Source organism: Pseudoalteromonas sp. Ld20 (assembly GCF_045064175.1).
In the GTDB taxonomy this organism is placed as follows: Bacteria; Pseudomonadota; Gammaproteobacteria; order Enterobacterales; family Alteromonadaceae; genus Pseudoalteromonas; species Pseudoalteromonas neustonica.
In genome coordinates this window covers 1-2,871 of record NZ_JBISHB010000011.1, presented here as the reverse complement: position 1 = coordinate 2,871, position 2,871 = coordinate 1, and the positions used below count along the sequence as shown (strand labels likewise).

Annotated in this window: 3 protein-coding genes; all 3 read left to right on the top strand. The window is 40.8% G+C overall.

Annotation, left to right across the window (positions count from 1 at the left end):
* On the top strand, window positions 1–677 hold a 677-nt coding region (locus tag ACJJVX_RS00185; RefSeq protein ID WP_405629469.1), incomplete at its 5' end, for a transposase.
* Between the two features lie 334 nt (window positions 678–1,011).
* Entirely contained in the window at window positions 1,012–1,473 is a 462-nt protein-coding gene (locus ACJJVX_RS00180; RefSeq protein ID WP_405629466.1) for a hypothetical protein, read from the top strand.
* A gap of 270 nt (window positions 1,474–1,743) precedes the next feature.
* Entirely contained in the window at window positions 1,744–2,532 is a 789-nt protein-coding gene (locus ACJJVX_RS00175) for a toll/interleukin-1 receptor domain-containing protein (RefSeq protein ID WP_405629464.1), read from the top strand.
* The last annotated feature ends 339 nt before the right edge of the window (window positions 2,533–2,871 follow it).

The following is a 2,871-nucleotide window of genomic DNA, read 5'->3' as shown; positions in this document are numbered from 1 at the left end:
GTATGACAAGCGTACTGCATACATGGGGGCAAAATTTAAGTCAGCATATCCACTTGCATTGTTTGATACCCGCAGGGGCGCTTAATAAAGCGCACTGGCATGAAATAGAAAAAGGCTATTTATACCCCGTTAAAGCATTATCAACAGTGTTTAGAGGGAAAATGCTCGCGGCGCTCAATGAATGCGATAGTTCATTCGCGAAGGTAAGCACACCAACCAAATGGTGCGTGTATAGCAAAGCCTGTTTAACGTACAGTGAAAAGCTAGTTAGTTACCTTGCGCGTTATACCCGAAAAGGCGTGATGTCAGAATCGCGATTAGTGTCAGCGACTGAAGAAACAGTGAGCTTTAAATACCGCGATTATGCAGATAACAACCGCGATAAAGTCATGACTCTGAGCTGTGATGAATTTTTACGGCGTTACTTACAACATGTATTGCCGAAAGGGTTTATGCGCATTCGCCACTATGGCTTTTTAGCCAATGCATGTCGTAAACAAAAGTTAGCGTTAATAAGGACTCAAGAGTCACACACATGTAAACCAGTGAAGCCAAAAACAGAAAAAGATCCATTGATACCGCATTGGCCTTGCCAGTCATGCAAGGCGGGTATCTTACGATTTATTGGTATAGCAGAGTCTGATGCGGCAACAGTTACAACAGAGCGAACGAGTTAGCGGGCTAGCCTGCTTAATAGAATCAATATGTTAACCTGCTTAATTGTTCAGGCTAATAGCGGCTGTGTGTTTTAATAATATGGTTGCTTATCAAGCTAAATTTAGGTGTAATAAGGACATAATAAACGCTGAGCAATGCAGGGACAGCTTAGATACGATATACACGTCAATGAAATTGGCTAAATATCGGTTAGGCCATAAAAAGCAAATTCCCATAGCATAAACAATACCAACGCGAACACACCGAGCAGGTAGCGCCTCAGTCCAACAAGCGATTATGCAACACAAACAGCGTGTCGCATAAATACTAAAATGTTAAATTCTCGGAGAGATCGTGCAAAGTATTCTCACTTTATTAGTTATTACCTTTTTGAGTATTTCAGCAATGGCAGAGCCTACAAAGAATGAAAGTTCCGTTGAAGTATCTGGTTTCGACTGTGCCGACAAAAGCGCTCATATGATCGAGTGGCTTGGTCTTGGAAAGGATTATCGCAGTTTCGTCGTTTCTGATGTAGAGAAAGAACTTAGTAAGCAGCAGCCAGGCTCCCAGCTATTAAAACTAGAGTGTACAGGAGAGCCAGAACTGTTAACCGGCGCACTACCGCAAGAAAAAGATGAGTCTAAAGCAATCCTTACAAGGTTTTCTGCAACATTCCCATTATTGGCCACTGTGAATCTTTCTGGTTCAATTTGGGTGTTAAACATCGATCAAAACTATTACATTGAAAATCTAAATATACCGGGGGAGCGTAAGCTAACCCAAAATTTCACAGTCAAAGGCAGTGACAAGCAATGAATTTAACAAGGCCAGTAAATCTGACCTCCGTAAGCTGTCTTCTTTTTTGCAGAAAACACGCAAAAAAGCAGCCATCTTACTCCGCAGTTTCTGGCGGCGTTGTGGCTGTAGAATTACTCTTTTTTAAGAAAAACAGCCTGTTTTATGGGTTCCAAATGCATTACCTAATGCTTTAAAAGCGCTTAGAGTTAATTACAGGAGCTCGTTTTTTAATTGAATTTGGCTGTTAGAGTTATTCTACAGCCTCGTTAGGCAACTAAGGATGGTACGGTGATATTCCTATCTCATAATTACAATGACAAACCAGTAGTAGAACAAATAGCATTAAGGCTTAGCCAGTTATTCGGTCAAGATCAGGTATTTTATGATTCATGGTCAATACAACCTGGTGACGGTATTATTGATCAAATGAATAAAGGTCTGGGCGACTGCGAGCTATTCTTGTTTTTCGTATCTAAAAATAGCCTACAAAGCAAAATGGTCGAGCTTGAGTGGCAAAATGCTGTAATTAAGGCAACCCAAGGGAAAACTAAAATTATCCCTGTTAAAATGGATGATTGCATGATGCCACCAATTTTAATGCAATCACTATATATTGATTTATTTGGTCAGGGTTTAGAGGTTGCGTTAAGACAAATTGTAGATGTCACTCAAGGCAAAAATACATTTCAAAAAGGGCCTCAAGAGTTTTCAAATTTACGTGCATACGTAACAACTGAGGGGCAAAAAACCACAATTGAATGTCATGCTGAATTTTATATGGAAGCTATTTCTAATTTCCTTTTCGTCATAGAAAATGATGAATCAGAAATCACGTTCAACTGTACTAGCAGTGCTATGACTAGAAGCGGTTTTAATAAAGGCTTGCAGTTTAATAATGGGCAAACATGTAACGGGCAATTTATTGCTATTGAACGCAGTACTGCCCCCGGTTTTCCTTTCGTTGTAGAACTGACACCTAACGAAGGTTGTACTCTCAAATTAAGTGCAGTAATGCACGAAAAGAAACAAGGTGAGTTCAGACCTATACCGCTAGTTAATGGTAAAAAAGTTGCCTAACAAGTCATTCAAAAGGACAAAAAACAGTTGTTTTTTGCTCCTTCGTCGCCTATTTTAACCAACTATTTTTAGCCTCTTAATGAGGCGTTAGTGCGTCAAGCGAAGCTTGATGCATCTTGCAGGGTGCAAGTCCCTGTCGGGTAAGGTTTAACTCACCACCCGTATCGAGTGTTGCGCCTATGGCGGAGCTGAATTTTTTTCAGCGAACAAGATAGGTGAAGCGTACACAGAGAATTAAGTAGGCCACAGGGGATACGTGTCCCTGAAGTGCTGGCATCGCTCCGATAAATACAGTCTGACTGACGAGGTTTGTAACGCCACTGAAGTCCATGCAAAGCA